We start from the raw sequence: 24,626 nt of genomic DNA on the forward strand, positions 1-24,626 counted from the left end.
GCATCCGCAGCATCACGTAGAGCTGCCGCCGAAATGCGCGATGCCGCCGGGCGACGAGTGGACACCCCAGTGCGTAAGGTCTTCGTGCGGCGATCCGACGCCGGGGATCCCGAAGCCCCCATGGCTGCGCTCTATCGCAGTGGGCGAAACGGTGCTGTTGCAGTGAAGCTGTACCTTGCCCTGCTGTGGCGCTGCTCGGCGCCGCCCTTCGACACCGACAAACCGGCCCGTGCATGGGCGACCTTGCTCGATCTCGATGACCCCGAGAACGCTGGAGCGCGGCGGATCAAGAACGCCATGAAGACACTCAGGGAAGCAGGCCTGATCGAAGTACTCGAGAACCCCGGCTACCCGAACCTGGTGCGACTGCTTGATGAATCCGGAAACCGGGAGCCGTACACCTTGCCGTCGACGGCGTACACCAAAGCCAAGCAGACCGGAGCGAAGCCGGGTGTTTTGGCGCGGCAAATGTACTTCAAGATCCCCCCGCAACTGTGGACCGACGGGTACATCCAGGAGCTCAACGGGCCAGGACTAGCGATGCTGTTGATCTTGCTTGCCGAGCAAGGCGGAGAGGGCGAGGCAGTCTGGTTCTCCACCACCGAGTTTCCTCAGCGATACTCAATCTCACACAAAACACGTGCTGCGGGAACCCGTGAGCTGGTCAACGCGAGGCTCTTGACAGTGGATTCCGAGAGTATCGCGGTCAAGATGAGTCGAGCTGCGACGACGTTCGACCCTCGCCGGCGGCGGAAGATCTACCGCCTCGCTCCGCCTGCCCAATCGACCGTCACCGAGGTCGAAGGCGTGACCCAGCTACGTAAGGCTCGACGACGGAAGCGGAAGAAGGACGCCGGACAGTCGACAGCAACCGTCTCGTAGCTGTCGAACGCGTGCTCTGACTACTCGCAGGCGACGCCGTCGCCGTCGCGGTCGAGCTTGCTGCTGTAACCGGGCTGGCCAGCGTAGATCGGGGCCGCGCCCGCGGCGCGGACTGCCGAGCAGTTGGCGTAGTAGACCGACGACGGTGCCTCAGCCGCAGGCGGCGGGGTGTAGGTCGTCGTCGGCGGCGTGTAGGTCGGTTCCGGGAGCGGTGTCGCCGTCGAGGTCCGGGTGTTGGGGACCTGGCGGGTCGTCGGTGCCGGCACCGCGGCGCCGCAGCTACCGAGGACGCGGGTGATGGCGTCCTTCTCGGCCTGGGTCACCCACAGCTGGTAAGCGGCTTTGACCTCGACCTGACGGGAGACGTAGGTGCAGCGGTAGGAGCGGTTCGGCGGCAGCCAGGTCGCGGCGTCGCCGTCGCCCTTCTGCTGGTTGGTGGGGCCGTCGGTGGCTTGCAGGTTGCGCGGATCGTTGGCGAAGTCCGCTCGCTGGGCCGCGGAGAGCTGCTGGGCGCCCTTCTGCCATGCATCCGACAAAGCGACGACGTGGTCGATCTGCACCGCCGAGGACGTTTGCTGGCCACGCACGAACGGGATGGTGGTGCCGGTGTAGGGGTCGGCGAGGGTTCCGGACTGCACCGCGCAGCCGTTCGAGCCGGGCTTGAGCACGATATTGGTGAGATCGCGGCGCAGGATGTCGTTGCGGGTGTCGCAGCCGTTGTGGCCGCTGTCGACGTTCACGTCATCGGTCCAGGCCTGACCGAACAAGGCACGGTCATACCCGGTCTTCGGTGCGCGACCCTTCACCTCGAGGGTGTCCAGTGTGGCCAGCGCTTTGTTCGCGGCCGGTGCCGCCGACACCGTGACGACCGGCGTCGCGGTGGGCAGCGACACCTCCGACGCCGCGGCCGCGGACGTCGTCGCCGCAGGCAGGGCCGAGGTGTCAGCGACCCGCTCGGTGGTCGTGCCGGTCGTCCCGCACGCCCCCAGCGCCAAGGCCAGCACAGCCGCGCAGCTGCCGACCAAGACCCGCGTGCGAGTCCTGCGAGGTGACGGGGTGGCCGGCGACTCTGGAGAGGAGACGGCAGGGGGGAGCGGGGGCATAGCCATTGAGCGGGAGAGCCTTTCACACAAGCGGCGACCGGCACGCACTGGCCGATCGAATGTCAACTACCTATAGCAACCCACTCGGACATCGTTACGAAACCGGACAATCCCGTCCCACGTTTGGTTTAGGTGCCCCCGGACAGACTCGAACTGACACTGGACGGGTTTGAACCCGTTGCCTCGGCTCCCGGGGGTCTCCTGAGGGATCAGGAGCGGCTTTGCCCAGTCCACCGCCAGTCCGGGAACTCGGTTTCGAGGCGGCGGACCCGGTCGGCCGACAGTCGGCCCCACGGTAGTCAGCGCGGCGGTTCGCCGTCCACTGGCCGATCGCGAACCCGGCGATCACGTCCCGCTGACGGGGGTTGCTGGTGCCGTGCACTGCCCGGTACCGGTGCAGACGCGCGAGGCCGGCCCCTAAGGCGGCATCGGCTACGTTCCACTGCCAGTCCGATCACGTCGGCGATGCCTAAGCGTTGTGCGAGCTGGTATTCCGCGAATGCCGTGGGGACGCCACAGGTTCAGGTTCTGACGCGTGACGCCGCCGTTCGGATTTCACAATAGACGCGGCATCTAAACTCTGAGTTATCTCCGCATCCCCACTGGGAACCTGCTGCAAGTCGAAATTGCCTGAGATAAGGGCATTTTGCACGCTGACTTTAAGAGGTAGCCGCCATGCACTTTCAACGTCCCTCGGGACATCGCTGTCTTTAAACTCGTTATTGAATGTCCAATTGACGTTCTCCCAAGCGCGATGGTACTTCTCTGGTAGGAACTTCTTGACCACGAAAAGCGTCGGGCGGCGATCGCCAAAAGCCGACGTCTGAATTAGGATGCCCTCTGGCACATGTATGTCACGCTTCGTCAACTCTTCGGGCTCAAGCCAGACGGCGCGAACAAACTCAGGGCGATAAGCCGGAGCGAGATTCATCATTTCATCGAATGTTCGCTGAAACCCGGGTTGTAGGATGAAATCAAGGATGTCTCGGTAGTAGGCCGACATAACCTCAGCCAGTTCACTCCGACCGAAATCGAGCCCTGGGTAGTGATTCTCCCCGTTCAAGAACCTCCTCCCGCCCCGCCGCAGAAGGACGCTCCACCTCCACATGCGCAGCCTCCCCACGCGACTAGATCGCCGGGGTTTTTCGCGATGTTTTTCGCGATCTCCCTCGGCAACTTGAACTCCCGGGGTTTCCCCAACGGATCAATCTCCAATACATCCGGCTTGCCGGGCTCAAAGTAGCGTGTCGTCACACGCATTCCTGGGGGCATAACGACCCCCGCATCCTTGAGTGCGTCAACCGAGAGCACGTCTTTCGCGAGGGCGCGTCGTTCTTCCGGAGGCGCTTCCTTCATCTTCTTCATCGCCGAGACAAACTCAGGATGAGTGATCATTTCGACCATCTCATCCATTTCCTTCTTGACCTTTTTGGCGTTGATCAATTCGTGTCGGTCCTGAGGCACTTAGATCACCTTCACTCTAGTGGGGATCGCGGGAATAAAGATCGGACGCGAAGCGGACGTCGGACGTGGGCTGTGTCACCCCCATACCTGAGTCAGGGATGATCGTGCAATAATTGTGATCACAGGCCTGCCGGTTAATCAAGGTTGGTTTGCATGGCAAAAGGCCGGAATGGATTGTTCAACACATACTTTCGGGATCGATCGGACTGTGGTAAGTCGAATTATCTCAATTTCTTTGTTCACGTCACGCAATCGGCGTAAAGGCCCGTCGAACAGCCGTTACAGTGCCGGCATCCCCGTCCCGCATTTGCTCGGCGCCCTCCGGACGAGCTCGAACTGACACTGGACGGGTTTTGAATCCGTTGCCTCAGCTCCGGCGGTCTGGATCAGGAGCGGCCTTGCGCAGTCCACCGCCAGTCTGGGAACTCGGTTTCGAGGCGGCGCACCCGGTCGGCCGACAGTCGGCCTGCACGGTAGTCGGAGCGACGGTTCGCCGCCCACTGGCCGATCGCGAAGCCGGCGATCACGTCCCGCTGGCGGGGGTTGCTGGTGCCGTGTACTGCTCGGTACCGGTGCAGGTGGGCGAGGCCGGCCTCGAACGCGGCTGTCGACGCCCCGTCCTGAGGGTTCCACTGCCAGTCCGCGAATTCGTTCTCGAACAGCGCGATTCGCTCGGCCGACAACCGGCCCTTGCGGTAGTCGACCCGTCGATTGGTGACCCACTGCCCGATCGCGAAGCCGTCGATGACGTCGTGCTGGTGTGGGTTGCTGGTGCCATGGACGGCGACGTAGCGGCGCAGGTGCTCGATCCCGGCCGCGAACGCGGCATCGAGCACGTTCCACCGCCAGTCAGGGAACTCGGCTTCGATGCGGCGGATCCGCTCGGGCGATAACCGGCCGAGCCGGTAGTCGGTGCGTCGGCTGTCGACCCAGGCGCCGATCCGAAATCCGTCGATCGTCGCGTGGCGGGGTGGTGAGCTCGATCCATGCCCTGCGGCGTAGCGGTGCAGGTGTGCGATCCCGGCGTCGAACCGCCGATCGTCCGCACGACGCCGGCCAGCGGTCGGGGAGTCGTGCTCGCTGGGCACGGCGTCACCGCCTGCTCTTCGTGGCGGCGGGTCGTACCGTCCACCGCCAGTCCGGGAACTCGGTTTCGATGCGGTGGATCCGCTCGGCCGACAGTCGGCCTTTGCGGTAGTCGGCGCGACGGGTGGCGACCCAAATACCGATAGGGAACCCGTCGATCAGATCCCGCTGAGGGACCTTGCTGGTCCCGTGGGCGGCAACGTAGCGGCGCAAATGGGACAGTCCGGTCTCGAACGCGGCCGCGAAGGCTTCGTCCTGCGGCAGCCACTGCCAGTCCGGAAACTCGGACTCGATGCGGCGGATCCGCTCGGCCGACAGTCGGCCTCTGCGGTAGTCAGCGCGACGGGACGCGACCCAAGTGCCGATCTCGAAACCCTCGACCACATCGCCCTCGCCGGCATTGCTCGTGCCGTGGACAGCGGCGAAGCGGCGCAGATACGCCACGCCGACGTCGAACATCGCCTCACGCACATTCCACACCCAGCCGGGGAACTCGGCCTCGAACCGGCGGATCCGCTCGGGCGACAGTCCACCCCGCCGGTACTCGGCACGGCGGTTGACGACCCACTGACCGATCGCGAACCCGTCGATCGTCGCGCCGCGCGGCGGCGAGCTCGAACCATGCTCAGCGACGTAGCGGTGCAGATGGGCGATCCCGGCCTCGAACCGCGGGTCGAAACTACTCATCGCAGCTCGCAGCCTGCTCCATCAGCACCGATGTCACGTCACAGGTTGTCTGTTTCGCTGCGCCACAGCGCATTCGCACGCTCGACACGAGTCGTCAGCTCCCCGAGGTCCCTGTCGCGGAGGTCGATCGCCAGTAGCGAGTCCTGCCAAACGCTCGCCAGATACAGCTTGCCGCCGTGCTCGACTGCGCCAGTGGCGGTGTCGAACGACGGATGCACACCCCGCACCTCATCGACCACCCGGCCGTCGGGGTCGACGCACACCGCCCACACGACGGTCTCGGGACCCGGGCGCATCACCTCCGGCAGCAGCCAAATCGCCGACCGTATGAAACCGGGCCAGGTCGCTGACCGGTCGAGCACAGCGTTGCGGGGGTTGGTCATCGCGATCCACGATCTGCCGCCGGCGAATCGCGACATGTTGTCGGGGAACCCGTGCATGTTCGACAGCAACACCTCGACCTCGCCCTGACGGGGCCCGGCCAACCACAACCGGGACAGGCTGTAGTTGCCCGTCTCGGTGAACAGCAACGAACGCCGATCTGGTGCGAGGGCAACCCCGTTGGGGAAGTAGAGGCCATCGAGGACCGTCGTCACCGTCCCGTCCGGATCGCGGCGGAAGAGCCGTCCCGACGGCCGATGCTCCAGGAGCGCACCCATGTAGTGCTCGAAGACGAACCGGTCCGTCGACTCGGTGAACCACACCGTGCCGTCCGGGCCGGCGGTGGCGTTCGAGCAGAACCGCAGCCGAACGCCATCGACCTGGTCGACCAGCGTCTCGACCGCGCCCGTGAACTGATCCACCCGCAGCAACCCCTTGTGCGCATCGCACACGATCAGCCGCCCATCCTCACACACCTCCAAGCCCAGCGGCCGACCACCGGTGTCCGCGAAGGTGCTCCGTAGCCCAGTACAGGGGTCGACTCGAACGATCGCACCACCAGAAACGCCGCAGATTGGTGCCCCGGCCCTGCTCACCACAACGTCTTCGGCGGTCCGAGGGCCGAGCGGGAGCAGGTCTGACGTCCGAGGTAGCTCGGATCGGTGGAGGTCACCGCACGGCGATCGAATCTTCCGTCTTGCAGGTGAGATTCCTGGTTTCGACTGTGACACGACCCCGGAGTCTAGACCGGGTGGAGGCTGAGTCTCACCTGCGCAGCAACGTCGCCGAGGGCGGGAGCGGTCCGGTCCCTGCCGGGGCACGAACAGCCCTGCCTACAAGGGTGTTCCACTGCTCGGCCCGGGTTCGTCTGGCGTTCCGAAGACCGCTTCACCCGTGACTCGGTACTCGCTGCGAATCCCGGCACCACCGAGCGCGAGACCGGGACCGAGAGCGCGACCGGCATCGAGGCCGTGGGCACCGAGACCGTGGGCACCGAGACCGTCGGCACGCCAGAACGGCGACCCCAGTTCCGGGATCGCCGTCTGAGCCGGCTCGAAGGCCAGGCGCAAGGTCCTCAATTGCCGTCTGAACCCCCGTCCTGGCCGCCGCCGCAGGCATCACCGGAGCCCTGGCCGCCGCAGTTGCCATCGTTCGCCGTGATGACCGGGCGGGTGAGCAAGGCAATGTCGTCGCCGCCGCCGCAGGCGTCGGAGCAGCTGCTCGTCCCGCAGTTCCCGTTGTTCGCGGTGACGATCGCGACCTCCGTGGCGTCGCCGGCGTCGATCGGACGGCAACTGCACTCGACGGTCGTCATGGCGATGTCGTCGCCGCCGCCGCCGCACGCGTCGCTGCAGCTGCTCGACCCACAGTTCCCGTTGTTCGCCGACGGCTCGGTCGAATGCGTGCTTCCACAGTCGTAACCGGCGCCCGAATCGCACGGTCCGCAGTCGTAGTTGCCGGCCACGCGCATATCGCACGTCAGGGTCGAGCTCATCCAGAGCATGTCATCGACACGCCACCCGCTCGCGCGGAGGACATCGACTGTCCGCACGGAATGACCCGAGCCGTAGTCGACTCCTTCCTCATCGAAGGGGGAGTGGTGAATGAAGCGCCCTGCTGTTGCCTGGCACCATGATGCGTACTCGTTCGTGTACAGGATGAAGTTGTGCCACCCGATGTCCACGAGCGGGCTCGGCGAGAACCCCACACCGGGGTTTTTCGCGATCAGAGTCAGGAACCCGATCGCCTCGTGGAGAATTCGCCCGGCAAACTCGACACGGACCTCTTCCGGGGTGTGCCTGCCGACTCGATAGAGGAACTCGTGATCCTTCTCGATCCTGGCCACCAGTCGGTTCCACAGGACGGTCGGGAAGCCATCAACGTAGGACTCGGGAGCCTTCACCAAGTCGTTGATATGGACCGTCACCCGAGCGACGTCCCCGCCGCCACACGACTGACAGTTGCGGACGTCGCCGGCCGCCGGTGCCTGCTGCTGCTCATGCATTCGTATCTCATTTCTTCGGTCGAGAACTGGTTCAAATCTCTGACCCAGCGGGCCGTCACCGTGATCGGCCGTACCGCAACCCTAGGCACACGATTTCGCCTCTGACCAGCGGTTTTGCCTCGGTATACCTCGGTATTGGCCGAGTCCCGAACAAGTCCGAGGAAGACCGAGTGAGCCAGACTCGACGGGCGGAGACGAGCTGGGATAACTTGAGTTTTCGCCAGGCCCAGCACGCGGGGCGACAACCGAAAGCGAGGCGCTATGGGCAACGCCGAGCGCTTCCTCGCCTATGTCAGGCTGCACTTCTCCGACGCCCTCGAAGCCTGTTTCGAAGACGGAAGAAAATCGCCCAACGGGTTCAATCACTCGCCGCGGGCGCTGAAAACCAGGTACCCATCCCCGGCCGTGCTGGCCCTCTTCACTTTGCGAGCCGAGCTTGGAGTCGAGCACTACACACTCCAGGATGTCCTCGAGCTGACCCCGACCAGAGATGCTGCCGGTGAGCGGCCTCCACATCGCCGTCGACTCGAACAACTCGGTACACCGTTCAGTGGCTTCCTACTGGAGGGGAAGGCACTTGACCACGACACGCTGGCCGCATTCTGTCGCGGGATCGACGCCACGGAAGAGCAGACGCGGATGTTGCTCACCTTCACCGGACTCGAGGGGTCGAGCCCGGTCACCGAAGCCGCAACCAACAACGCACTCCGCGAACTCCAGGAGGAAGAACAGAGGAACCACGCCGTCCGCCCCGAACCCGACCTCACGCCGAACGATGTCGTCGAGTTGGTAGTCAGCGCTTCTGGCGCCGCCGATGTCGTTCTCGATGCCGACGCCGACGCCGATGTCGTTCCCGATGCCGACGCTGAGCATGCCGACGCCGATGCCGACGCCGACGCCGACGCCGACGCTGAGCATGCCGACGCCGACGCCGATGTCGTTCCCGATGCCGACGCTGAGCATGCCGACGCCGATGCCGACGCCGACGCCGACGCTGAGCATGCCGACGCCGAGCATGCCGACGCCGCCGCCGATGTCGTTCCCGATGCCGACGCCGAGCATGCCGGGGCCGGCGCCGAAGACCCTGACGCCGTTCCCGGTTCCGAGGATGCCGACAGAAAGACTGGGTCTACCGAGACTGGCGGTGTTGAGGAGCGCGGGCCAAAACGTGAAAGCGTGACACCACGCAGCCTCACCCAAGTCGTTCTCCTCTGCGTAATGGTGGTGGCCCTTGCCGTGGCCATTGCTTATGGGGGGGTGACCCTCATGGAGCTGCGCGCGAGAGAGTCGGCGTCGCCGTCTGAAGATCGGCCGACAACACCACGGACCGGGCACATCACCGACATGGCGGTTGCTGATGGGTTCACAGACCGTTGGAGTGAGGTAGTCGATCTCACTCGCGCGGGCAGCTTCTTTAAGGCTCGCTTGGTCTACACCAACATGACCACCGAGCCGGTGCGCGGGCCGGCGGTCTGGATGTCGTATCCGACAAGTGTCATCAGCATTGAATCCGTAGCTGCGACAGTGCCTGAATCACAGTGGGTCCAAGCTCGCAAAACTGAAACATCGACGTATTCGGTCTACAGACTCGCGACCGTGGTGCAGCCACGCGAGTCGGTGAGCATCATCTTCGGTTTCATCGTCACACAAGACGGACAACGGTCCTGTGATCCCGATAATGCAATGCCGATCTACGGTTACGTGGGAAGCGTGCGAGATCCATCTGTCGACGGTTCTGCGGTGGACTTTGAACAGTTCTCCGAGGACCCTGACGTGGCAACGGTCCTCATGCCTCGTCGAGCGCTCTGCGCCAGGTAGTAGGCAGTGTCGGATGACAGCCGACCCGAGACAAATAGCTGGTAGTTGAGACAGCTCATCGCGACCGAACGACGCCCGCGCGAGTTGGGATGACCGTCAGCGGAACGGTGTCTGACCAAGCGACGTTCTCAGCCGCCGTCACGAATCCGTTGCGGTGCAGGAACCCACGGACCGCATGGACTTTTGCTTCTCGACTCCCATAACGTGGTGCGACATCCTGATTCGAGGTGGCGTAGAGCTCAGCCCGCGCGCGGTCCCGCAGAAAGCAGAGCTTTACCCGCCCCGATTACGCCTCATGGGACGTGAGGTCGACAGCCGAGAGCCGCCCGCACCGGGTCGGGCGGTGGGCGCGCCGCCGGCATCGGTCATGATCGTGATGTGCCAGCGCATCTCGAGCGGATGATCTACGTCGACGACTCCGGGCACCCCGCGAGCGGCCTCCACGTCTACGGGTGGATCGAGTTTTCCCCGGACCACTGGAGCTCGGTGCTCGCCTCGTGGCTCGACACCCGAAAGATGCTGTGGCGCGAGTACAGGATCGCGGTCACCAAGGAGCTACACACCACCGAGTACGTGAATGGTCGCGGCCGTATTTCGAAGGGCGTCCCCGACCGGCACGTCCATGCCGGCGTCGAGTATTGGAAGGACTTCGGCAGGGAGGTCGCTGAGGTCTGTCTGGAGACACTGCGCTGCACGGAGGGCCTGCGGGTAGGTGCCGTCTACCGTCGCGGCAGCCCTGGCGAGATCGCCACAACCAAGCGAGACCTGTATGCGGACCTCGTTGCCCAGATTGAGGTCGAGCTCGCCGCCAGCGGCGGCCTCGGCCTGGTGTTCATGGACGGCGACGGTAACGATCCGACGTACCGAACTACGCATCGAGGGCTCGACCTGCGTAGTAGACGACTCATCGAAGATGCCGTGCATATTGACTCCGCCGCCTCGCAACTGGTGCAGATGGCCGACCTGGTCGCCTGGTCGGCAAATTCGCACGTCGATCGTCATGCCCACAACGAGTTTGCGTGGCAGTGGTACGAGAATTTTCTCTCCGAGCGAGACCCTTCCCGCGTCCCGCAGGAAATAGAAGCCCCCTAGATACAGCGAGACCCCCTTATCCACAGGTGTGGGGGGGTCTGCGACAACCAGATTACGCCCCGCCTCAGGATTAATCAATATCGGGACACCGCGAAGTGCTGCCTCGCCTCTGGCCTCGGCCTTTCCTAATCGGCCGCTCGGCCCGGCTCCCCGTCCCCGCACGCGGTTGTCGATCGACGGCCCCGCAGCGCTTACCGTGGGGACCAGTCTGTCGACCTGCACCTCTTGCCAACCCCGGCCCCTGGGGTCGGGGAGGGCGGGTTGCCGAATCGATCATGGCCTACGCCGCGCCGCTGACGCACATGACCGCGAGGTACGCCGCGCCCATCTTTCGGGCCCACCGACCGCCGTCGATCGCGACAGCGGACACGCCGACTAGAGGCGACACGCCGAGCGCGAGCAGGGAATCTCACGAATGTTATTCGCAAGCTGTTGTGTCGATGGTAGGGCCGATAGACTACCCCCGAACGACAAGATCCCGAACGGGATCAACCTCGTCCGGGTTCTGTCTCACAGTTGGTCGCTGTAAGGACAGGCTACAACGCGGGTTCTCGGGCTACAACAACTCGGGGGTAGGGGTTCCATCGTCGTTCCCAACGACAGGAGCTTCCTGTGAAACACACTGTTCACGACCTCGGCCATCAGCAGAAGGGCGCGACCGCCGTCGTCACGCTCGACAGTCAGGTCAACGTCCAGCTGATGACGCAGTCCGAGTACCGGAACTACAAGTCCGGTCGCCGCTACCGGTACACCGGTGGTCTCGCGAAGCGGTCGCCGGTCCGGCTGATAATCCCGAGCTCTGGCCGGTGGGTCATCGTTACCGACCTCGGTGGTTACGCAGGTCGTTACCGCGTGGGGGTCGGTGTTGAGCCCGCACCCCGCGGCGCTCTTCCTACGATCCCCGAGGACAATCCGGCTCGGCGGGTCGAGGTTCGCGACGACGTTGTTGAGCCGCCTTCGGACGACATCATGGCTGGCCAAACATGGGACGTCTTTCTCTCCCACGCGTCCGAGGACAAGCTGAGCGTTGCGATACCGCTCCGTGACGCACTTGCCGTACGCGGCGTCCGTGTCTGGCTGGACGTAGCAGAACTTCGCATCGGTTCGAGCCTCCGTCGGCGTATCGATCAGGGCATCCGGTCGAGCCGATTCGGTCTCGTGGTGTTGTCGCCGTCGTTCTTCGACAAAGGCTGGCCAAACCACGAACTCGACGGGATCGTCACCCGCACGAACGCGGGAGAGCAGTCAATCCTCCCGATCTGGCATGAGGTGGGTGCCGACGAGGTCCGCGCCTACAGCCCGTCCCTCGCCGACAAGGTGGCGTTGTCCACGGCTACCCATGAGATAGAGGCGATCGCCGACGAGATCGCGGCTGTGGTGATCGGGGACAAGGCGGCGTGAGATCCCGCGGCCGTCCCAGCCCTCGCACCAGCAGGTCTGGGTCGGCCCGCTCATCAAGTCTCAACAGGGTGGCCAGTCTCAAGTAGGTCGTCACTCGATGTCGGATGACAGCGCACGTGAGAGCGGTGACAACTACTCGAGAGGTTGATCTGCGACTATCCGCACGTGGGAGATCCGATCGGTGCCAGCGATTGCGAGATTCTCAAGCCGATCTGCACGGCGATTGTGTCTAGATGACAGTCGATTTGGGAGTACCCGAAAGATTTGTGCAGGTCACGGCGGGTCAAGTCTCATGTCCGTGTCACCGTGTCACCGTGTCACCGTGTCACCGTGTCACCGTGTCTCAACTAGGGTGTCAAAATCCCAAGTACGACGTTGTCATCCGACAGGCAGCGCGGTCAGCTTGGTTATCGTGAGGACAGGTCGCCTGCCTGCGGAAATGTCATAATATCTATTATCGGCACTTGTAATTCGTTGGGGGACAGGTGTTTACCTGTGCGTCTGGCATAAGGCCGTTCGTTGATGACCGGTGGATGGCGACCTCGGCATGAACCACCGACATGGCGTCTGCGCGCAACGGCAGACCCTGGCCGGTGCAGCCGATCCATACGTCGGCTCCCGGAAGTGATCGAGATGATGCCGCGGTCGACGCGTCACGCAGGTACCGATCGGGACCCCGTCGATCAGATTTCGCTGAGGGGCCGTGCTGGTGCCGTGGGTGGCAACGTAGCGGCGGAGGTGGGACAGTCCGGTCTCGAACGCGGCCGCGAAGGCTTCGTCCTGCGGCAGCCACTGCCAGTCCGGGAACTCGGACTCCAGACGCGCGATCCGCTCGGCCGACAGTCGGCCTCCGCGGTAGTCGGCGCGACGGGACAGCGACGTACTGATCCGGGGCCTCGGTCGGATCAGTCTCGTCAGCTGTCCATGCAGCGGGGTGCGGGCGTGATCAGTACTTCCAGCACCAGAACCCGCCGCCTCGGCCGATGGTCATCCCGGCTCGCTTTCGCGGCTTGGCGGTGTAGGCCTGTGCGGCGCACACGCTGACCGCAGACTGGCACACACCGGCGATCGTCGCCCAGCCGGGAAGACCGAGCTGGGAGCAGATCACCGTCGCGCCCCAGAAACTCTTCGCGCCCTTCTCCGTCTCGTACTTATCGAGCAAGACGTCTACTTGGAATGACTTTGCGCCCGGACGCACCGTGGCCGCGTCGGCCGAAGCGGGTTCAGCGATCGCGGCGAAAACAACCACAACAGTCAGCAGGACCGTTGCCACTAGCGTTCGGGATGTGCGACCCAGATAGCGAATAAAGACCCCTCGACCCTCGAAGAAGAACAGCGCCACGACGAGTAGGCGCCTGAGAACAGCAATGTATAGGGCTGCGCTTCGCGAGACGCAGGCTCGTCGCAGATTCGACTGAACGATTGAATCTCGTTGTTTCAACCTTCGAGCCAGTTGGCACATGGGTCGCCAGCCGCCGAGACGAGACCCAATTGCCGGATTGGCGTGGAGCATCCGCTCGGGGCAATTCACACCGCGTTCCCGTGCTTCGCGGATCGCGCGGTCGTAGTTCTGGATGGCAGTTCAGGGAGCTTCGCCGCGACCCGTCTGCGGCGTTTGTCCGGTTGAGACCGCTAGATCAAGTTTGCTACTTGAACGATCAGAGACGTCCAGTCGCAGATCCGCAATACTCGTCTGAGGTGGTGACGCAAATCACATCGCGGGTGACCCTCTCCGTCGCCTCCCCCGAGGCGCATGCAGGACCGAAGGTACAACGAAAGGGATAGTCTTATGCAGCGATTGAGTATCAGGAACAGGCAAATTGTCGTCAGTCTCATGCTCGTTGTCGTAACCGTGGCCGGACCATCTCTTTTGGCGGCGCCTCAACCAGCAGAGGCATCAGGGAACGGGAGGATTACGGCGTGCTTCAGATTTGCGCCTTCTAATGGGGGAGGATTGTGGACCGGGGCGCAGACGGCGATGACTTACCGAGGCAACCTTCCTCATCACTCTCGACCCCAGTACAGCGCCAATGGCTGCACGTCCTGGATAGTGCCCGGCAACCTTTGGTCTGCTGTCAACGCCGCTTACATGCCCGGCAACGGTTACAGAAAGTGGTATGGGCAAACTCGACCGACATACATTCCTGCCGGCCGGCATGTTCACCTTGGTTGGAATTGGGTGGCCCCCGTCTACCCCTGAAATCCGTGATATGGCCGGTGCCGGGCGGTCGACGGCACGAGCTCGCTGACATGCCTGAACCGTGGTTCGACGGTCTTGCCGCGCTGGAGTCCGTCGAAATCGTGCTCAGGCTCTTGGATGCGGTCTCCGTCGCCGTCGCGAGCGACGCTGACACCTCTGCATTGGATCGGACTGTTGAACGATGGGTCGCGCAAATACGGGAAGCCGATTACGACTGGGACGGGGACGGGACCGGAAAACTGATAATTGTGCGCGTACTTCCGGACTGGTGGAGGCGTTGGCGTCCACCAGTGCCCAGGCCCAACGAAATCCTGATAGATCCTGCTTTTGTTCTAACGGTTGCTGCGGTCGCATTCTGGAATCAACCATCGACACCAAACTGCCCAGCAACGAGGCGGCAGTGACGCAACTCTTGGATGCAGCCGAGTATGTCGTTACTGAGCAATTTCGGTGAGTGAACTCGTTGCAGTTCCCGGCCCGTAGCGCCGCACGGCGTCGGTCAGGGAAGCAACCTTATGTGCTTCACCACTCACCTGAACCTGAACCTGAACAAAGGCGTCTCGTACTACGTACGAACCCCGTAGATCACCACACGACGACCTCGTCGGAGGTGCCGGGCCCATACGGGCTCGGCCCCTCGTTTCGTCCAACACCATCGCTGTTCTCCGCCGACCGGACACGATCGCCTAGTGCGGCAGCTAGATGAAGCCTGGTCACGCACGCATCGGCGTCACCACCCTGCACAATGAATCACCACGAGCAAGGGAGGCCAGGTGTGAACTCGAAACTTAAATGGGGAATCGGCGGGCTAGCAGCCGCGACCATCTACACTGCACCCGTCGTCGGCTACACACTCCTCGTAACCGACGAAAACTGGGGAGACTTCTGGCGCACCGCTGCGACTCCCTACGGCACCACCACCGCAGGACTCTTCGCGCTCGGCGCCGCAGGTATCGCCTTCTACAACGGCCACCAAGAGCGCATGAGAAACACCGCAGTCGAAGACCGTCGAGCCGCCGAGACTGATCGCCAGCACGAAGCGGAAACCGAACGGGCCCTACGCCAGCGATACACCACAGCCGTCGAACAACTCGCCAACTCCACCAACACAATTAGCCAAGCCGGCGTCTACGCCATCGCCGCCCTCGCTGACGATTGGCTCACCATCAACAAGACCGGCGACGCCCAAACCTGCGTCAACCTCCTTTGCTCCTACCTCCGAACCACACCATCAGACGTAGACCCCACCACACCACTTCCCGACCAGCCCGTACGCGACACAATCCTCAGCACTATCACCGCACACCTCCGCGACAACACACCAGGCGAATCCTGGCAACGCCTCGACTACGACTTCACTGGCGCACACCTCACCAACGCCAACTTTGAAAGCACGCAGTTTCGCGGTGTCGCCAGCTTCTACCAAACGCACTTTCACGGCACGGTGACCGCGTTCGATAGGGCGGCGTTTCACGGCAAGGCGACCTGGTTCGCTGACGCACAATTCCACGGCACGACCACCAGGTTTGACGGGGCGCAGTTCCGCAGCGAGAACACTTGGTTCGACCGGGCACAATTTCACGGCGAGAACACCTCATTCGACAAGACGCAATTTCACGGCGAGCACACCTGGTTCGACGAGACGCAGTTCCGCAGCAAGACCACCTCGTTCAACGAGGCGCAGTTCCGCGGCACGGCAACCTGGTTCGCCAGGGCGCAGTTCCACGGCGAGAACACTTGGTTCGACCGGGCGCAGTTCCGCAGCAAGGGCACCTGCTTCGACGAGGCGCAATTCCACGGCACGACCACCCGGTTCGTTGAGGCGAAGTTCCACAGCAAGACCAACGTGTTCGTTGAGGCACAGTTCCACGGCGAGAACACCTCGTTCGTTGAGGCGCAGTTCGACGGCGATCTCACCCTGTTCGTCATGGCGCAGTTCCTTGGCGAGAACACCTCGTTCGTCGAGGCGCAGTTACGCAGTGAGACGGTCTCGTTCGAGAACCCCGCAGCCTGGCGACATGTCACCTTCGATTGGGACAACGACCACAGCAATAAGCCCGACAATGTGTCCCCTGCCGAATGGCCGCCGCGAGTGAGCGTGACCGACGACGACGTGACCACCGCCAACAACGACTAGCGCATACGCGGGTGAGCTCGCGTTCCGTCCGGGACGGTTGTTGGCCGCACCACACCTCAGCCGGAGTCGTCGACGCCATAGCGGTTACGCGATGAACCCCCGACAGCGCGTCGCCGTCGGGGATTCCCGAATCTCATCGTTCCAGTCCGGCCTAGAGGATAGGTTCTAACCTTCCGGCGGCGGCGATCGTCATGAACTCCTTGAACAGTTCGCGGTCGGTCGACTCTGGGACTGCCAGTAGGTCCGACACGAACACGAGCGCACCTGTGACTCGCGCCTGCACCTTTCTGCGCGTTGAAGGTATAGCCGTTCCGCAAACGCGCCGACCCGGCGAGGTCTATCTCACCAACGCTCTGCCGGCTAGCGTCGCGCGCCAACGTCATCGCGCACGGAACCATCCGGGCTCCTGGCTTCCGACGCCGGTCGGGTCGTGCACACTCCACCGACCAGCATCTAGTGCACTCCTGCTCTGGAAGAGCACCACCTGGTCGATCGCTGGATTCAGCAAGACGATGAGGATCATCTCTTTAGACACCGGATCGGTGAACACCGCAGGGACGCAACGGTATGTTGCGCTCGCAACGACCTCGACACCCGAGGCGCCCAAGAACCCCGATCGCCCCGAGACGCACAGTCTGTGTGCCGGCGACAGGGCAAGCGCGAACGTGAAATCCACGTTCGCGGCGCAGGACGGCGAGACAACCGTAAGTTCTTCTCGGTCGCCGAGCGTGTGCCCGCACACCATGCACTCGCCGGCGGCGGTGAACCGTGAAACGACGTTCGCCCGGATGAACTCGCGCCCAATCGCGCGTTCGAGGTCGGGGAAGATGTCGAATGAACGGGATGATGGGCAACACTGGTCGTATCGACCCGCGTCAAGGGCAAGCGGAGTTCGCGAAGCTCTTGGGTGAGGGCGAGACGGTCGACGCCGGCTACCGCCTGGTTCGCGACGTGTTCCTCTTCACGAACCGACGGCTCCTTCTCATCGATAAGCAGGGGATCACGAGCAAGAAGGTCGAGTATCACTCGGTCCCGTACCGATCGGTGACGCACTTCTCGGTGGAGACAGCCGGCACGTTCGACCTGGACGCCGAACTGAAGATCTGGCTATCAGGTGCCTCGCATCCGATCGCTCGACAATTCAATCGGCAGGTCGACATCTACGAGCTCCAGGCGATCTGGGCCCGCTACGTCGTTGGGTGAGGCCCCCTTTGACGCACGCAACCGGGCCTGCCGCATCGAAATTGACAGAGGCGAGGGTTAGCCCTGCTCCATCAAACGGGCAAACTGCTCCCAGGTCAGATCCCGCGTCGGGTTCTTCGCGTCCCGCGCCCACCAGGTCACACCCCCGCGAGACAGCCCGATCTCGCCAAGCTTGACGTTATCGGCATAGACCGACAGCGATGTGTCGCCGTTGCCCACATCGACCGGTCGAGACGGCAATCGCATGTCCACCCTGTGTTGCGGCACTCGTGACCTCCTGACTAGACGACCAGACCCCTCCAACATTCAGGTCTTCGCCCTCGGCGTCAATAGCTGACCGCCGGTCCCGGTATCGGCCAAAAGCTCTGCGACCGTCCACATCGGGAGCCCACGTGAAGGCGAGTCATGGCCTGGCCGACCTGGGGTATGCGGGATCTGTGCCGTCGTTCGCGCTCGAACTGACACTGGACGGGTTTTGAATCCGTTGCCTCGGCTCCGTGGTTCTTCGGTCGAATTAGGAGCGGCCTCGCACAGTCCACCGCCAGTCCGGGAACTCGGCCTCGAGGCGGCGTGCCCGCTCGGCCGGCATGGTGCCCCGACGGTAGTCGGCGCGACGGTTGGCGACCCACTGGCCGATCGCGAAGCCGTCGATCACGTCCCGCTGGCGGGGGTTGCTGGTGTCGTGTACGGCTCGGTACCGGTGCAGGTGCGCGAGGCCGGCCTCGAACGCGGCGGCCGATGCCGCGTCCTGGGGGTTCCACTCCCAGTCCGGGAATTCGATGTCGAAGAGCGAGATTCGGTCAGCGGGTAGTCGGCCTGTGCGGTAGTCGGCGCGGCGGTTCGCCGCCCACTGGCCGATCGGGAAGTCGTCGATGACGTCGTGCTGGCGGGGGTTGCTGGTGCCGTGGGTGGTGGCGTAGCGGCGCAGGTGTGCGATCCCGGCCGCGAAGGCGGCATCGAGCACGTTCCACCGCCAGTCGGGGAACTCTGTTTCGATGCGGCGGATCCGCTCGGGCGTTAACCGGCCGAGCCGGTAGTCGGTGCGGCGGCTGTCGACCCAGGCGCCGATCCGAAATTCGCCGATCGTCGCGTGGCGGGCCGGTGAGCTCGAACCATGCTCGGCGGCGTAGCGGTGCAGGTGTGCGATCCCGGCGTCGAACCGCCGATCGTCCGCAGGTCGGCGGCCAGCGGTCGGGGAGTTGTGCTCGCTGGGCACGACGTCACCGCCTGCTTTTCGTGGCGGCGGGTCGTACCGTCCACTGCCAGTCCGGGAACTCGGTTTCGATGCGGCGGATCCGCTCCGCGGACAATCGGCCTTTGCGGTAGTCGGCGCGACGGGTGGCGACCCAGGTACCGATCGGGAAGCCGTCGATCACATCCCGCTGAAGGACCTGGCTGGTCCCGTGGACGGCGACGTAGCGGCGCAGGTGGGACAGTCCGGTCTCGAACGCGGCCGCGAAGGCTTCGTCCTGCGGCAGCCATTGCCAGTCCGGGAACTCGGACTCCAGACGCGCGATCCGCTCGGCCGACAGTCGGCCTCTGCGGTAGTCGGCGCGACGGGACGCGACCCAGGTGCCGATCTCGAAACCGTCGACCACATCGCCCTCTCCGGCGTTGCTCGTGCCGTGGACAGTGGCAAAACGGCGCAGATGCGCCACGCCGACGTCGAACATCGCCTCGCGCACATTCCACACCCAGTCGGGGAAATCGGTTTCGATGCGGCGGATCCGCTCGGCCGACAGCTGGCCCCGCCGGTACTCGCCACGGCGGTTGACGACCCACTGACCGATCGCGAACCCGTCGATCGTCGCGCCGCGGGGAGGTGAGCTGGAACCATGCATGGCGGCGTAGCGGTGCAGGTGGGCGATCCCGGTGTCGAAGAGACGGTCGTAGGCATTACCACGGCTGGTCGAGCCAGCCTCATCCTCGTTCGACGATGCGGGACAGCCTGTTTCAGGTCGGTCTATGCGGGGGTCCACTCGAGTCCGAGAAGGGTCAGGGCGCGGGCCAGTTGTGGATCCGCGGCGTCGATGGGGCAGTGGTCGACAACGTCGATGTGGGGGCTGATGTCGGGGTCGGCGGCGCGTTCGTAGAGCGCCCACATGCGCAGCTGGTCGCCGTGGCGGGAGTCGAACTCGATCCCGTCGACTGCTGCGTGTCCGTGGTCGGTGAGGGCGTAGAGCCAGCGCGAGATGGACTGGGTGAGACCGCGGGGTCGCCCGTCCCGTAACGCGGCGGTGTCGAGGTCGTCGAGTCCGTAGCGGATCGCGAGTGGCCGAAACACCGTCCGCAGGGTGGCGAGGCTGTCCGGGTCGGCGGGCACCGCGAACCGTCCGGTCAGGGTGGCGTGGCCGAGCATCCGTGCCTCACACCACGATCGCGGGACGCGCCCGGGCGGCAGCGTGGGATAGTCCTGCTCGTCTTCGTCGTCGACGACGATGTCGTCGAGCTCGGCGATCAGTTGCGGGCTGGGTCGGGCGAACGCGAGGACTTCGAGGTAGCAGGCCAGGGGAGTGTCGGCGCAGTACAGGGTGCGCCACACCCCGTCGGGGTCGTCCCAGCGGCCGGCGAAGCGGCCGTCGGTGGCGTACTCCCACGGCGTCCACTCCCACGGACTCGGCGCGTACCCGATCCGATAGATGGGCGTGGCGGCCCGGGTGCTGGTGGTGATCGGGCCGTGCGGGGTGCCGATCGTCGACGTGCGGGGTTGGTTCATCCCACCGCGGCGAACTGGCGGGCAGCGTTGAGCACCTGGGGGCCGACGTCAGCGAGTTCACCGTCGCGTAACAGCAACGCCGGCGCCCGGTCGTCGAGGACCGGGTTGAGGCCCTGGAACCACGCTTGGGCGACGGCGGGGGTGTCACGTTCGGTGATCAGCCGGGCGGCGCGGTAGGCGATCCGGAGTCGTTCGACGTCGTCGGGGTTGGCGATGGTGCGGGTGCCCTCGGCCCATTGCCGCACCGCTCGGGTTTCGCTCACCCGGCCCAGGTAGGCCACGAGTTTCGCGCCGAGCAGATCGCGCAATGCAGCCACGAGTTCGGGCTGCGACATACGTGCTGCTTCGGCGTAGGCGGCCAGATCCGGCCGCGGATGTGCTGCTGTCATTGTGATCACCTCTAGATCCCAGTATAGATCCCACACCGCGTGACAGCTAGGCACCAGCGGGAGTGCCCGACGCGACCTCCTCGATGATTGTGGGAGAACGCCGGGTGGATGGTCGACCGCTCGCCGGCGACAGGCACACTAGGTGACTGTGACCAGCCGATTCGATGAGGGTATCGCCCATCTACGTCGGTACGTCGCCGTGCACGGCACCAGCAACCCGCGCCAGCGGGACGTCATCGACGGCTTCCCGATAGGCCGGTGGGTCAACACCCGCCGCACCGACTATCGCCGTGGCGTCTTGCCCGCGGAGCGGATCGCGCAACTCGAGTCCGAGTTCCCCGACTGGCAGTGGAAGACCAACGCCCGGACGAGCTTCACCGCCGGCCTGAACCATCTGCGTCGCTACGTCGCCCGCCACGGGACCAGCAACGCCCGCCGCCATGACGTCATCGACGGATTCCCGATCGGTACCTGGGTCGCCAGCCGCCGCGCCGAATACCGGTCCGGACAAATGCCACCTGGACACGTCCGTCAGATCGAAGCCGAGTTCCCCGACTGGCAGTGGACCCTGCGGGCCCGACCACCGTTCCACGTGGGCCTGGACCACCTGCACCGCTTCGTCGACGAGCATGGATCGAGCTCGCCACCTCGCGATGCGACGATCGACGGATTCCCGATCGGCGCCTGGGTGGCCAAACGCCGCACCGAGTACCGACGACACCGACTCTCGCCCGACCGGATCCGCCGCCTCGAAACCGAGTTCCCCGACTGGCAGTGGAACCTCCGATCTTCGCGCCGGCCGCCCGTGCCTCACGATCACGGCGCAGAGAGTTCTGCGACTTAGTACTAGCCGTGCGGCGGTTGGTCTAAGGCTCGAAGTACGTCAAGCAGTATCCAGCCGGTGTCGGCTTCGCGGCGAAGTACTCGACCTGTCCCTCTGTGCATTCCGGAGCCGCGGCCACCTTGGTCTCGACCTTGAAGTAGTTCGTACCGCCCGGGACCAGCGTCACCCGCGAACAGTCGACCTCAGTCACCTTGGCTAACGGGTTTGGCACATCCGTTGGCGGTTCGGAGTAGCAGAGCCCCTGCTGGTACACCTGGGCGAGGCACAGTACTTCCTCGATGCGTGGGCGGGCGCCGGCGTACGGGCGTTCCTCGTACCAGAACGCGGCGTAGTCGATGCCACAACCGTTTCGGGTCTGCACCCGTTCCGCGACTGCATAATGAAACCCTCGATAGCTGCAGTCGACCGTCTCGACCTCGAGCTCCCCGGCGAGTTCGCCTACCGTCAGACAGTCACCCACTCTCACCTCGGTGGTGTCGGCGACGTTGTTTTCGAAGTCGCTGGGGTCCTCGAGGGCCACGCTCACCGCGATCATCAAGGCGAGCACCGTCGCGAACCCCAAGAACCCGGCTAACAGCCATAATCCCTTGCGGCTCTTTTTCGGTGGCTGACCACCGGGATGCGGCGGGTACACACCTCCCGGATAGGGCGCAGGCGCTCCGTACGGGACTCCCCGTCCCGGAAAACCGGCGTTCGGCGGATGCTGCCCGGGCTGTCCGGGCGGGCCCTGGAACCCGTAACCGGGATGGCCAGGACCAGGTGGCGGCATGGTCACGCGCGTAGCCTAACCCGCCGCACGACATCGCTCGCCAGGGACTTCACAGGACGAAAACTGACCCACGCCCGTACGCTTCGGCTCGCCGGTCGACGGATAGTCGGCGGTCGCGGACCTTGAGGTGGACAGTTCACGGGTACTGTCTGCAATAGGTTCTCTGCTGCTGCAGATCCCTGCTGGTTGCCGTCGGCGCGGATCTGCTGAGAATCGCAACGTTCACAATCGAATCGAAAGGTTGACTGATGCCGTCCAGTCACTCTCGCTCCACGCTGCCCACCCGCAGCCTCCGCACCCATCTCCTGGTCGCCGGTTCGGCGCTTGTCGTCGGGTGCGCATCCATCCCCGGCGCCGGCGCTGCCGCCGCCGGGACCTCCCAGAATGGGTACCCGCTCATTACTCAGGCCCAAACCACCCAATGGGCCGTTAACGGGGTCAAGTTCTGGACCGCCCCCGGTAAGCCCACCGAACTGCTCCGCGAGTTCGTCACCTGGTTTGACGCCAACGTCGAGCCGATCACTCTGGGCAACGGTGACGACTGGTCATGGGCCGAACCGGCACTCGTCCCGCCGACGAACACGGCCTACTCCAACCACGGCAGCGGCACCGCCGTGGACCTCAACCTCGAAATCCATGGCGGGCAGGGATTCTCGGGCACCTTCACCCCCGAGCAAACCGAAAAGATACGCGCCAAGCTAGCCAGCATGGGCGGCCAGTTCGTTTGGGGTGGCGAATGGTCCAGCCTCCCTGACGATCCGCACTTCGAAGTCAGATAGCTACTCCACCCGGAATCAGCTGTGCGGGCGGCGACTCGTCAGACAGGGACTCGGCGCCCGCACGAACGTTGAGCGGTTTCCGGTGACAGGCACCGGCGGTCCCTCGTCCTCGACCAGCCCGTCGCCTGTGCCGAAGCCTGGTTCATTGAACCTCGCTCTCAATCAATCACGTTGTGTAGCAATCAAAGATCGTCAGAAGGAGATCAGTATGAACATCACTAACAAGGTGCGCGCTGTCGTAGTCGGCGGGGTCGTCACCGCCGGAATCAGCGCCTCCGCGCTAGTCGGCGGTCTCACCGCGGCACCCGCGCAGGCGACCACCCACACCTACAGCGGTGTCGTGGAATGCACCGCGTGGCGCAACACAATCCTCGCGCAAAACCCCAACCTCGGCGCAACAGCCTGCGCCCAGGGCTTCAAAGGCTGGCACTTCGACACCTACCAGGCCCCGACGAAACAGCCGCACCTCACCTGGTGACCCCACGCCCTGATACGTACTGAGCCCCGCAACCGCATCGGTTAGCGGGGCGCAGTCATACACGGCCGACACTCACGCAGGACTGCAGTGTCCAGGCCATTCACCCCTCAGATTTGGCGATCTGTTCTCTGATGGTCGTCGTAAGGATCGGAAATGCGGGTCGGTCGAGGGCCTCGGGGTGGAACCGCAGGAGGTGGGGTTGTGCACCTCGATCGCTGAATCCATCAACCTTTCCGTCGGCCGAGCGCTGGAAGTCGGAGATGACATCGAGAACGTCGAGGTAGGCGAGCATGCAATGGCCGGCCTCGAAGGAGTCTCGACTCATACCGTAGTTCAGCTTCCGCGGACCAGAGGGAGCGGCTGAGGCTCGTCGCCGTGCGCAGCGCATTCGAGCAGCGATGAGCAATAGCACCAGTTCGCTGTCCTCGAGGACGTGGATCTGGCTGCCTTACCCTCCGTCTCGCGTGCGCGTTGGACTTGTGCTTGCAGCAGTTCTTGGATGTCCTTCGTCACCGTTCTGCCTGTATTTTTGTACCAGGATGCATCACCTCGCGGGGGGCGACCGCGACACTACGAGGAGGGGAGGCCTAGTTCCCTAATTAACTCGAACCGAGAACGAAACTCTTGCTGTGCAAACTTTGTGCTCGATTGTTCGAGCTCTCGGTTTAAATCAGATGGTACCGAGCCCAGAATTGGAATAATCTCGACCAGACTGGTGTATGCGCCGTTGTAGGTTGCAATTGCATTCCAGGCGAAATTGACCGCCGCGGGGGAGGCGAAACTTATCTCGTCTTTAAGGTTCAACGCATGGTTGCCCAGCTCACGCCCATTTGAGGCGTCCGCTTTGCAGCGCGCAATCCGGTCGGCATTAGTACCGTTTGCTATGTCCTCCCGGTCGAAACCAGCACACCATTCCCAGTCGTTCAAGCGATCGGCCATCTGCTCAAGGTCGGCCAGCAGGTCCGAGTATTTGTCACCCAGGTTGTCTCGCCGGAATTGTTCGACCGATTCCTCTTCGGCCTTGCTCGTCTGCCACCAGACCGCTCCGACGGTCGCTGACCCACCAATTAGCGAGCCTACGAGTGCAGCTGCAGCCGCTACAATTCCTAGCCTCAACATCATAGTTTTCTCGCCCGGGTGAAGGTCGGGCTGCGTGCCGGGGTCCGTCATGAGCTGGAACAATAGCAGCGGC

General features: G+C 64.0%; 25 protein-coding genes. 9 read left to right on the forward strand and 16 right to left on the reverse strand.

Annotated features, from left to right (window positions below; all coding sequences use genetic code 11):
• Window positions 1-69 precede the first annotated feature (69 nt).
• Window positions 70-882 (forward strand): hypothetical protein, encoded by an 813-nt coding sequence (locus tag ACFUEJ_RS11230; protein ID WP_388029388.1) that lies wholly within the window; start codon window positions 70-72, stop codon window positions 880-882.
• A gap of 20 nt (window positions 883-902) precedes the next feature.
• Here ACFUEJ_RS11230 and ACFUEJ_RS11235 read toward each other — a convergent pair whose 3' ends face one another.
• From ACFUEJ_RS11235 to ACFUEJ_RS11265, 7 genes are all read right to left on the reverse strand, one after another.
• Window positions 903-1,991: a DUF1524 domain-containing protein gene (locus tag ACFUEJ_RS11235; RefSeq protein WP_388029391.1), complete on the reverse strand. Its 1,089-nt coding sequence runs from the start codon at window positions 1,989-1,991 to the stop codon at window positions 903-905.
• A 463-nt stretch (window positions 1,992-2,454) separates the two neighbouring features.
• Window positions 2,455-3,048: a hypothetical protein gene (locus ACFUEJ_RS11240; protein WP_388029393.1), complete on the reverse strand. Its 594-nt coding sequence runs from the start codon at window positions 3,046-3,048 to the stop codon at window positions 2,455-2,457.
• On the reverse strand, window positions 3,045-3,449 hold the full coding sequence (locus tag ACFUEJ_RS11245; protein ID WP_388029395.1) for a hypothetical protein: 405 nt from the start codon (window positions 3,447-3,449) through the stop codon (window positions 3,045-3,047). Before ACFUEJ_RS11245 ends, ACFUEJ_RS11240 begins: the two co-directional genes overlap by 4 nt.
• Before the next feature lie 386 nt (window positions 3,450-3,835).
• Entirely contained in the window at window positions 3,836-4,537 is a 702-nt protein-coding gene (locus ACFUEJ_RS11250; protein WP_388029398.1) for a helicase associated domain-containing protein, read from the reverse strand.
• 4 nt (window positions 4,538-4,541) lie between these two features.
• Window positions 4,542-5,222: a helicase associated domain-containing protein gene (locus tag ACFUEJ_RS11255; RefSeq protein ID WP_388029400.1), complete on the reverse strand. Its 681-nt coding sequence runs from the start codon at window positions 5,220-5,222 to the stop codon at window positions 4,542-4,544.
• A 38-nt stretch (window positions 5,223-5,260) separates the two neighbouring features.
• On the reverse strand, window positions 5,261-6,424 hold the full coding sequence (locus tag ACFUEJ_RS11260; protein WP_388029402.1) for an SMP-30/gluconolactonase/LRE family protein: 1,164 nt from the start codon (window positions 6,422-6,424) through the stop codon (window positions 5,261-5,263).
• 254 nt (window positions 6,425-6,678) lie between these two features.
• On the reverse strand, window positions 6,679-7,608 hold the full coding sequence (locus ACFUEJ_RS11265) for a glycine-rich domain-containing protein (RefSeq protein ID WP_388029405.1): 930 nt from the start codon (window positions 7,606-7,608) through the stop codon (window positions 6,679-6,681).
• Between the two features lie 261 nt (window positions 7,609-7,869).
• On the opposite strand from ACFUEJ_RS11265, the gene ACFUEJ_RS11270 reads away from it, so the two are divergent.
• The 3 genes from ACFUEJ_RS11270 to ACFUEJ_RS11280 all read left to right on the forward strand — a co-directional run bounded on the left by ACFUEJ_RS11270 (window position 7,870) and on the right by ACFUEJ_RS11280 (window position 11,919).
• The gene (locus ACFUEJ_RS11270; RefSeq protein ID WP_388029407.1) at window positions 7,870-9,426 is read left to right on the forward strand and encodes a hypothetical protein; all 1,557 of its coding nucleotides are present in this window, start codon (window positions 7,870-7,872) and stop codon (window positions 9,424-9,426) included.
• 378 nt (window positions 9,427-9,804) lie between these two features.
• The gene (locus ACFUEJ_RS11275) at window positions 9,805-10,518 is read left to right on the forward strand and encodes a DUF3800 domain-containing protein (RefSeq protein ID WP_388029409.1); all 714 of its coding nucleotides are present in this window, start codon (window positions 9,805-9,807) and stop codon (window positions 10,516-10,518) included.
• Between the two features lie 612 nt (window positions 10,519-11,130).
• On the forward strand, window positions 11,131-11,919 hold the full coding sequence (locus ACFUEJ_RS11280) for a DUF1883 domain-containing protein (RefSeq protein ID WP_388029412.1): 789 nt from the start codon (window positions 11,131-11,133) through the stop codon (window positions 11,917-11,919).
• A gap of 946 nt (window positions 11,920-12,865) precedes the next feature.
• Here ACFUEJ_RS11280 and ACFUEJ_RS11285 read toward each other — a convergent pair.
• A complete protein-coding gene (locus tag ACFUEJ_RS11285; protein WP_388029414.1) occupies window positions 12,866-13,261 on the reverse strand; it encodes a hypothetical protein in 396 nt (131 codons plus the stop codon).
• Between the two features lie 1,633 nt (window positions 13,262-14,894).
• On the opposite strand from ACFUEJ_RS11285, the gene ACFUEJ_RS11290 reads away from it, so the two are divergent.
• Together ACFUEJ_RS11290 and ACFUEJ_RS11295 are read left to right on the forward strand one after the other, a co-directional pair.
• Window positions 14,895-16,256, forward strand: a complete 1,362-nt coding sequence (locus ACFUEJ_RS11290) for a pentapeptide repeat-containing protein (RefSeq protein WP_388029416.1) — start codon at window positions 14,895-14,897, stop codon at window positions 16,254-16,256.
• Between the two features lie 834 nt (window positions 16,257-17,090).
• Window positions 17,091-17,459, forward strand: a complete 369-nt coding sequence (locus ACFUEJ_RS11295) for a PH domain-containing protein (protein ID WP_388029419.1) — start codon at window positions 17,091-17,093, stop codon at window positions 17,457-17,459.
• A 57-nt stretch (window positions 17,460-17,516) separates the two neighbouring features.
• Here ACFUEJ_RS11295 and ACFUEJ_RS11300 read toward each other — a convergent pair whose 3' ends face one another.
• From ACFUEJ_RS11300 to ACFUEJ_RS11320, 5 genes are all read right to left on the reverse strand, one after another.
• Window positions 17,517-17,705 (reverse strand): hypothetical protein, encoded by a 189-nt coding sequence (locus ACFUEJ_RS11300; RefSeq protein WP_139114236.1) that lies wholly within the window; start codon window positions 17,703-17,705, stop codon window positions 17,517-17,519.
• Between the two features lie 268 nt (window positions 17,706-17,973).
• Window positions 17,974-18,675, reverse strand: coding sequence for a helicase associated domain-containing protein (locus ACFUEJ_RS11305; protein ID WP_388029422.1), 702 nt, complete (start codon window positions 18,673-18,675; stop codon window positions 17,974-17,976).
• A gap of 4 nt (window positions 18,676-18,679) precedes the next feature.
• On the reverse strand, window positions 18,680-19,438 hold the full coding sequence (locus ACFUEJ_RS11310) for a helicase associated domain-containing protein (RefSeq protein WP_388029425.1): 759 nt from the start codon (window positions 19,436-19,438) through the stop codon (window positions 18,680-18,682).
• Window positions 19,423-20,175, reverse strand: coding sequence for an RES domain-containing protein (locus ACFUEJ_RS11315; RefSeq protein ID WP_388029427.1), 753 nt, complete (start codon window positions 20,173-20,175; stop codon window positions 19,423-19,425). The genes ACFUEJ_RS11310 and ACFUEJ_RS11315 overlap by 16 nt, the downstream gene beginning before the upstream one ends.
• A complete protein-coding gene (locus tag ACFUEJ_RS11320; protein ID WP_058253264.1) occupies window positions 20,172-20,564 on the reverse strand; it encodes a hypothetical protein in 393 nt (130 codons plus the stop codon). The genes ACFUEJ_RS11315 and ACFUEJ_RS11320 overlap by 4 nt, the downstream gene beginning before the upstream one ends.
• 148 nt (window positions 20,565-20,712) lie before the next feature.
• Between ACFUEJ_RS11320 and ACFUEJ_RS11325 the strand changes: the two genes are divergently transcribed.
• Window positions 20,713-21,408: a helicase associated domain-containing protein gene (locus ACFUEJ_RS11325; RefSeq protein WP_388029430.1), complete on the forward strand. Its 696-nt coding sequence runs from the start codon at window positions 20,713-20,715 to the stop codon at window positions 21,406-21,408.
• A gap of 22 nt (window positions 21,409-21,430) precedes the next feature.
• Here ACFUEJ_RS11325 and ACFUEJ_RS11330 read toward each other — a convergent pair whose 3' ends face one another.
• Window positions 21,431-22,042 (reverse strand): hypothetical protein, encoded by a 612-nt coding sequence (locus tag ACFUEJ_RS11330; RefSeq protein WP_388029432.1) that lies wholly within the window; start codon window positions 22,040-22,042, stop codon window positions 21,431-21,433.
• Between the two features lie 383 nt (window positions 22,043-22,425).
• On the opposite strand from ACFUEJ_RS11330, the gene ACFUEJ_RS11335 reads away from it, so the two are divergent.
• Together ACFUEJ_RS11335 and ACFUEJ_RS11340 are read left to right on the forward strand one after the other, a co-directional pair.
• On the forward strand, window positions 22,426-22,956 hold the full coding sequence (locus ACFUEJ_RS11335) for a M15 family metallopeptidase (protein WP_388029435.1): 531 nt from the start codon (window positions 22,426-22,428) through the stop codon (window positions 22,954-22,956).
• A gap of 208 nt (window positions 22,957-23,164) precedes the next feature.
• Window positions 23,165-23,434 carry a hypothetical protein gene (locus tag ACFUEJ_RS11340; protein ID WP_388029438.1) on the forward strand — a complete coding sequence of 90 codons (270 nt, stop codon included), beginning with the start codon at window positions 23,165-23,167 and terminating at the stop codon, window positions 23,432-23,434.
• Between the two features lie 100 nt (window positions 23,435-23,534).
• On the opposite strand, the gene ACFUEJ_RS11345 is transcribed toward ACFUEJ_RS11340, so the two are convergent.
• Together ACFUEJ_RS11345 and ACFUEJ_RS11350 are read right to left on the reverse strand one after the other, a co-directional pair.
• Window positions 23,535-23,726, reverse strand: coding sequence for a hypothetical protein (locus ACFUEJ_RS11345; protein WP_388029440.1), 192 nt, complete (start codon window positions 23,724-23,726; stop codon window positions 23,535-23,537).
• Window positions 23,727-24,004: 278 nt separating this feature from the next.
• Window positions 24,005-24,604, reverse strand: coding sequence for a hypothetical protein (locus tag ACFUEJ_RS11350; RefSeq protein WP_388029443.1), 600 nt, complete (start codon window positions 24,602-24,604; stop codon window positions 24,005-24,007).
• Between the last annotated feature and the right edge of the window lie 22 nt (window positions 24,605-24,626).

The sequence above is a fragment of the Gordonia sp. NPDC057258 genome (assembly GCF_042668985.1).
Lineage (GTDB): Bacteria > Actinomycetota > Actinomycetes > Mycobacteriales > Mycobacteriaceae > Gordonia > Gordonia hongkongensis.

Bases quoted from the DNA above. Each gene is read 5' to 3' on its own strand.
- ACFUEJ_RS11235 (WP_388029391.1), bottom strand. From the start codon at position 1,991: ATGGCTATGCCCCCGCTCCCCCCTGCCGTCTCCTCTCCAGAGTCGCCG.
- ACFUEJ_RS11255 (WP_388029400.1), bottom strand. From the start codon at position 5,222: ATGAGTAGTTTCGACCCGCGGTTCGAGGCCGGGATCGCCCATCTGCAC.
- ACFUEJ_RS11265 (WP_388029405.1), bottom strand. From the start codon at position 7,608: ATGCATGAGCAGCAGCAGGCACCGGCGGCCGGCGACGTCCGCAACTGT.
- ACFUEJ_RS11270 (WP_388029407.1), top strand. From the start codon at position 7,870: ATGGGCAACGCCGAGCGCTTCCTCGCCTATGTCAGGCTGCACTTCTCC.
- ACFUEJ_RS11295 (WP_388029419.1), top strand. From the start codon at position 17,091: ATGAACGGGATGATGGGCAACACTGGTCGTATCGACCCGCGTCAAGGG.
- ACFUEJ_RS11300 (WP_139114236.1), bottom strand. From the start codon at position 17,705: ATGCGATTGCCGTCTCGACCGGTCGATGTGGGCAACGGCGACACATCG.
- ACFUEJ_RS11315 (WP_388029427.1), bottom strand. From the start codon at position 20,175: ATGAACCAACCCCGCACGTCGACGATCGGCACCCCGCACGGCCCGATC.
- ACFUEJ_RS11320 (WP_058253264.1), bottom strand. From the start codon at position 20,564: ATGACAGCAGCACATCCGCGGCCGGATCTGGCCGCCTACGCCGAAGCA.
- ACFUEJ_RS11335 (WP_388029435.1), top strand. From the start codon at position 22,426: ATGCCGTCCAGTCACTCTCGCTCCACGCTGCCCACCCGCAGCCTCCGC.
- ACFUEJ_RS11340 (WP_388029438.1), top strand. From the start codon at position 23,165: ATGAACATCACTAACAAGGTGCGCGCTGTCGTAGTCGGCGGGGTCGTC.
- ACFUEJ_RS11345 (WP_388029440.1), bottom strand. From the start codon at position 23,726: ATGCTCGCCTACCTCGACGTTCTCGATGTCATCTCCGACTTCCAGCGC.
- ACFUEJ_RS11350 (WP_388029443.1), bottom strand. From the start codon at position 24,604: ATGACGGACCCCGGCACGCAGCCCGACCTTCACCCGGGCGAGAAAACT.